This is a genomic window from Kocuria sp. (genome assembly GCF_030536815.1).
GTDB lineage: Bacteria > Actinomycetota > Actinomycetes > Actinomycetales > Micrococcaceae > Kocuria > Kocuria gwangalliensis.
Genome location: NZ_JAUNPE010000150.1, coordinates 1 through 5,221 on the forward strand (window position 1 = coordinate 1; position 5,221 = coordinate 5,221).

The 5,221-nt window shown below is 65.4% G+C and carries 6 protein-coding genes and 1 pseudogene; 3 read left to right on the forward strand and 4 right to left on the reverse strand.

Annotated elements, in window-relative coordinates; translation table 11 throughout:
- Both Q4E95_RS10970 and Q4E95_RS10975 read left to right on the forward strand, forming a co-directional pair.
- Positions 1-665 (forward strand): annotated as a pseudogene (locus tag Q4E95_RS10970) (fumarate reductase/succinate dehydrogenase flavoprotein subunit); the annotation flags it as partial.
- Positions 666-723: 58 nt separating this feature from the next.
- Positions 724-1,476, forward strand: a complete 753-nt coding sequence (locus Q4E95_RS10975) for a succinate dehydrogenase/fumarate reductase iron-sulfur subunit (protein ID WP_303383345.1) — start codon at positions 724-726, stop codon at positions 1,474-1,476.
- A 59-nt stretch (positions 1,477-1,535) separates the two neighbouring features.
- On the opposite strand, the gene Q4E95_RS10980 is transcribed toward Q4E95_RS10975, so the two are convergent.
- Positions 1,536-2,120: a LysE/ArgO family amino acid transporter gene (locus Q4E95_RS10980; RefSeq protein WP_303383350.1), complete on the reverse strand. Its 585-nt coding sequence runs from the start codon at positions 2,118-2,120 to the stop codon at positions 1,536-1,538.
- A gap of 209 nt (positions 2,121-2,329) precedes the next feature.
- Between Q4E95_RS10980 and Q4E95_RS10985 the strand changes: the two genes are divergently transcribed.
- Positions 2,330-2,944, forward strand: coding sequence for a malonic semialdehyde reductase (locus Q4E95_RS10985; RefSeq protein WP_303383346.1), 615 nt, complete (start codon positions 2,330-2,332; stop codon positions 2,942-2,944).
- A 90-nt stretch (positions 2,945-3,034) separates the two neighbouring features.
- Here Q4E95_RS10985 and Q4E95_RS10990 read toward each other — a convergent pair whose 3' ends face one another.
- The 3 genes from Q4E95_RS10990 to Q4E95_RS11000 form a co-directional block, all read right to left on the reverse strand.
- Positions 3,035-3,541 (reverse strand): MarR family winged helix-turn-helix transcriptional regulator, encoded by a 507-nt coding sequence (locus Q4E95_RS10990; protein WP_303383347.1) that lies wholly within the window; start codon positions 3,539-3,541, stop codon positions 3,035-3,037.
- Between the two features lie 236 nt (positions 3,542-3,777).
- Entirely contained in the window at positions 3,778-4,953 is a 1,176-nt protein-coding gene (locus Q4E95_RS10995) for a PLP-dependent aminotransferase family protein (RefSeq protein ID WP_303383348.1), read from the reverse strand.
- A gap of 2 nt (positions 4,954-4,955) precedes the next feature.
- Positions 4,956-5,221, reverse strand: a 266-nt coding sequence (locus Q4E95_RS11000) for an arginase family protein (protein WP_303383349.1), incomplete at its 5' end; no start/stop codon positions are given.

Sequence of the window (5,221 nt, forward strand, 5' to 3'; positions counted from 1 at the left end):
TGGGCGGCGAGGCCGGGTGGGGCTATCACGGCGCCAATCGGCTGGGCGCCAACTCGTTGCTCTCCGCGTGCGTGGACGGCTGGTTCACCCTTCCGTTCTCGGTTCCCAACTTCTTGGCGTCGCACCTCGGTGCCGAGGCGCTGTCCCTGGACGACGCCGCCGTGCGCACCACGGTCGACGACGTCACGGCCCGCACGGGGCGGCTGCTCTCCATTGGCGGAACGCGCGGGGCGGATTCCTTCCACCGGCGCCTCGGCGACATTTTGTACACCGGTTGCGGGGTGTCCCGCACGGTGTCCGGGCTGGAGACGGCGCTGGCCGAGATCCGCTCCCTGCGTTCGGAGTTCTGGAGTGACCTGCGGGTTCCCGGAACGGGGCGGCAGTTGAACCAGGAACTTGAGCGCGCCGGGCGCGTGGCCGACTACCTGGAGATGGCCGAGCTCATGTGCCTTGATGCGCTGGACCGCGATGAGTCCTGCGGGGCGCACTTCCGCGAGGACCACCAGACCGAGGGCGGTGAGGCGCAGCGCGATGACGAGAACTGGGCGTTCGTGTCCGCGTGGGAACACGTACCCGGCACTGCGGAACACCCCGGAAAACCAGTGCGGCACACGGAGCCCCTTTCCTTCGAGGCAGTTCCGCTGCAGACCAGGAACTACACGTGATGTCCGCTCATGACCGCTTCCGGTTCGCGATGTGCGCAACCGTGGGAGGAGACCGACCGTGAAACTGACCCTTGACGTGTGGCGCCAAACATCCGGCGCAGACACCGGCGAGTTCGTCACGTACATCGTGGACGACGCCGCGGCGGAGATGTCCCTGCCCGAACTCCTGGATCGACTCAACGCGCAGCTCGTGGAGGAGGGCGAGGATCCGATTGCCTTCGACACCGATTGTCGCGAAGGCATTTGCGGCACGTGTGGCATCACCGTGGACGGCATCCCGCACGGCCCGGAGCCGCACACCCCCATGTGCCGCCAGCACCTGAGGTCCTTCTCGGACGGGGCTCACATCCGGCTGGAGCCGTTCCGATCGTCGGCGTTCCCGGTGGTGCGTGACCTCGTGGTGGACCGCTCCGCCATGGATCGCGTGGTGGCCTCGGGTGGTTTCGTGTCCGTGGACGCCGGAACCGCGCCGGACGCGGACACCCGCCAGATCCCGTTCGACATGGCCGAGCGAGCCCTGGATTTCTCGGCGTGCATCGGTTGTGGTGCGTGCATTGCGGCGTGCCCGAACGGGTCCTCGCATTTGTTCACAGGTTCACTGCTGACCCACCTGGCCACGCTCCCCCAGGGCAAGCCCGAACGCGGGCGACGAGCGCGCGGCGTAGTGGAATCCGCCGAGGAGGAGTTCGGCCCGTGCTCGGTCTACGGCGAATGCGCCGAGGTCTGCCCGGCTGGTATCCCGCTGTCAGCCATCAGTGCCGTGAACCGTGAGGCCGCCCGCGCCGCAGTTCGGCGGAACCGGGACGACTGATGGCCGCACAAAGGCGACCGCGCGAGCGGAAAGTTCGACCCCTGGCCCACCCCGAATGATTAGACCGCCGGGTTCAGCGCCAATGTGAGGGCAATGGCCAGCATGACCACGCCCACGAAAACGTCCACAATTCGCCAGGTCAACGGCGTGTTCAAGACCCGTGACAGCGCCTTGGCGCCGGTGCCCAGCGCAATGAACCAGATGACGGATCCCGTGATGGCTCCGGCCGAGAAAACCCAGCGCTGATCACCCTGCTGGTTGGCCAGGTTGCCCAACATGATCACGGTGTCCAGGTACACGTGGGGGTTCAGCCAGGTCAGGGCCAGCGTGGTGAGCACCACGGATGTGCGGGAGCCGCCGCCCTCTCCCGCTGCCTGCAGCCCCTGCGGCTTCATGGCCGAGCGGAACGATTGAATTGCAAAGCCCACCAGGTAGATCACGCCACCCCAGCGGAAGATTTCGAGCAGCCACGGCACGCGTTCGATCAGGAACCCGATTCCCGCGGTCCCCACGGAAATCAGGAACACGTCCGATGCAATGCACAAGAGCACCACGGTCCATACGTGCTGACGTCGAATGCCCTGCCGCAGAACGAACGCGTTCTGGGCGCCGATCGCCACGATGAGGGCCAACCCGGTCAGCATGCCGGGGATGAACACGGAAGTCACCCAACCAAACTAGTCCCTGCGGGTGACCACCCTGAATCCCCGAATGCGTGCGACGTTACCTTGCTTACATCAGGACTATATTTCTCGCCCGCACCGTTATACTTTCCAAAGAAACCATTTCTTGGAAGGTGCGCGTGCGTCGTCGGCGTGAGTGCCCGAACCGGGAGAACACGAAAGGACGCATGATGACCGAGACCGCAACCGCTGACCTGACCGTGGCCATCGACCGGGACGCCGTGGACCGCTTGTTCTGCGACGCGCGCACCGCAAGCCACTTCACGGACGCCCCCGTGACCGATGAGCAGAAACGCACCATTTACGAACTCACCAAGATGGGCCCCACCGCGTTCAACTCCCAGCCCCTGCGCATCACCTGGGTGGAGTCCCCCGAGGCCCGCGAGCGCCTGGTTCAGCACATGAGCCGCGGCAACCAGGAGAAGACCCGCAACGCCCCGCTGACCGCGATCCTCTCCTACGACGAGAACTGGCATGAGCACTTCCCCGAGTTCTTGCCGGCCGCCCCGCACATGAAGGGCATGTACGACGAAAACGACGACATGCGCATCACCAGCGGCAAAGCCAACTCGCACATCCAGGTGGGTTACTTCATCATTGCCGCCCGCACCGCCGGCCTGGCCGCCGGCCCCATGACCGGCTTCGACCCGGTCGGTGTGGACGAGGAGTTCTTCGAGGGCACCGGCAAGCATTCCATCGTGGTGGTCAACCTGGGCACCCCGGTCGAACCCGAGTACGCGCGTAACCCGCGCTTCAACGCCGAGGATGTCACCGAGACCATTTGATTTCCGCCCAGCTATGACGCGAGCCGGACCTGCCATTGAGGCGGGTCCGGCTCGTTTCAATGTTGGTGGAAATCTTGTGTTTCATGTCCCTCAGTCCCTGCGGGCGCCCGGGCGGGGTTGATGTTTTCCCGTCATACCGCCGAGCGGGCTGGCGAGTTTCTCGAGAACGGGCATGGCGGCGTCGAGCGCGGCCAGTTCCTTGTCATCCAGCCGCGCAAGAACCTCGGCAACCACCTCGTTGCGGTGGCGGTCTTCAGCTGCAATCACGTTGTGGCCACGGCGCGTGAGCTTCACGAGAACCGCGCGAGCATCGGCGGGGTCTGGCCGGCGTTCCACCAGGCCAGCCTTCATGAGGCGGTCCACACTCTGGGTTGCGGTGGGCGTGCGAACTCCGAGGTTCGCTGCAATAGTCGTCATGCGCACCCCGCCGTCTGTCAACATGGACATGAGGCTGATCTGCTGACTGGTGAGCTCCCGCGTGTTGTCCATCCGCCGGAGGAAGAACACCCCGTGACGCAGCGCCGTTCGAAGTTTCTCAGCACTTTCAAGTGGCGCACGGCCCAGGGACCGGCTCTCAACGTCGGGAGTCTTCTCCATGGTTAGTTAACTTAACTTATGCTGCGGAAAATAGCAAGGTGGTCAAGGGCAGCACTGAGTATCCGGCAGCTACACAGCGCTATGTGACGTAAATGTTGAAATCGGCGCCGAATTCGGCACTTCCCTCACACCAGACTCACTCTCTGCAGTTACCTCACACGACACTCGCGAGCCCGGCATTTCCCTCACACCAGACTCACCGAACCGGCGCATCCCGGTGGACGTCGACGCGCGGCTCACAAAATCTGCGCGAACCGCTTCACCCCCTCCCGGATCCGCACCGGCGAGACTCCGGAAAACGCGAGCCGCACGGCATCGGAGGGCCGACCGTCCTCGTAGCATGCGGAACCGGGCACCAGGACAATGCCCTGTTCGATCACGTCCCGCAGCAAATGATCATTCTCGGCCAGTCCGGGCACCGTGACCCACGTAAAGAAGCCTCCGGTCGGTTCCGTCCACGACGCGCGCTCGGGCATGAACTCCTCCAACGCTGCGTTCATGGCCTCCCACCGCTCCCGGTAGAGCCCCACCGCCCGGTCCAACGCCGGCCCCCACTGCTCGGAGCCCACCCACGCGGTCACCAGCGACTGCGCCAGATTGGACGGGTGGATCACCACGGATTCGGCCGCGATCTGCAACCGCCCGCGCACCTCCGGCGGCGCCACGAGCCAGCCCACCCGCAGCCCCGGGGCGAAAATCTTGGAGAAACTGCCCAGGTGAATCACGTGTTCCGGGTCCAGGCTGTGCATTGACCGCAACGGGCCGGAGCGGTCGAAGGACAGCAGCGCGTAGGGGTCGTCCTCCACGATCATCACGTCACGTTCGGCGCAGACCCGTACCAATTCACTGCGCCGCTCGGCCGGCATGCTCACGCCCGTGGGGTTCTGGTAGCTCGGGATCACGTACACGAACGGAACCCGTTTACCCTCGGCAGCCAGCTCATCCAGCGCGGTGGCGACATGCTCGGGATCCAGACCGTGGTCATCGAGTTCCACGTGGCGGACGTCCACCTCGTACGCACCAAAGACACCCAGAGCACCCACGTAGGTGGGTCCCTCCGCGAGGACCACGTCCCCGGGGTTGCAGAACAGTTTGGTCACCAGGTCCAGGCCGGCCTGCGATCCCGTGGTGGGAAGCACATCCGCGGAGGTGATATTCGAACCACCCCGGGACATGAGGTGCACGACCAGGTCTCGCAGCGGCGTCGTCCCCGCGCCGGAACCGTACTGCAGAATCTCCCCGGCCCGTTCGGCCAACAGGGAGGAAGCCAGCGCGCCGATGTCCCCGCCCGGCAACACGGACAGATCGGGATTGCCGCCTGCCAGTGAGACCACGGACGGGTCCATAGCGGTTTCAAAGACGGCGCGCACCGGCGAAGGCCGGAACTCCGCCGCGCGTGATGCGAATTCCATGGTCACTCCCCCTCGCCGTAGCGTGCGCCGGAGATGCCGTACGCGGGGCCGTCCGGAGCGGCGTCGGGACCCAGGCTGATGAGCGTGATCAACTCGTAGACCACGTGAGCAGCGGCGATGCCGGTGATCTCGGCGTGATCGTACGCGGGGGCGACCTCCACGACGTCGCACGCGACCACGTCCAGACCGCGCAAGCCACGCAGGATCTCGAGGACCTCGCGGCTGGTCATGCCACCCGCCTCGGGAGTACCGGTGCCAGGTGCGTGGG

What these genes read in the sequence shown, in the direction of transcription:
- Q4E95_RS10980 (WP_303383350.1), bottom strand. Translation starts at nt 2,120, where the DNA reads ATGCTGACCGGGTTGGCCCTCATCGTGGCGATCGGCGCCCAGAACGCG.
- Q4E95_RS10985 (WP_303383346.1), top strand. Translation starts at nt 2,330, where the DNA reads ATGACCGAGACCGCAACCGCTGACCTGACCGTGGCCATCGACCGGGAC.
- Q4E95_RS10995 (WP_303383348.1), bottom strand. Translation starts at nt 4,953, where the DNA reads ATGGAATTCGCATCACGCGCGGCGGAGTTCCGGCCTTCGCCGGTGCGC.
- Q4E95_RS10990 (WP_303383347.1), bottom strand. Translation starts at nt 3,541, where the DNA reads ATGGAGAAGACTCCCGACGTTGAGAGCCGGTCCCTGGGCCGTGCGCCA.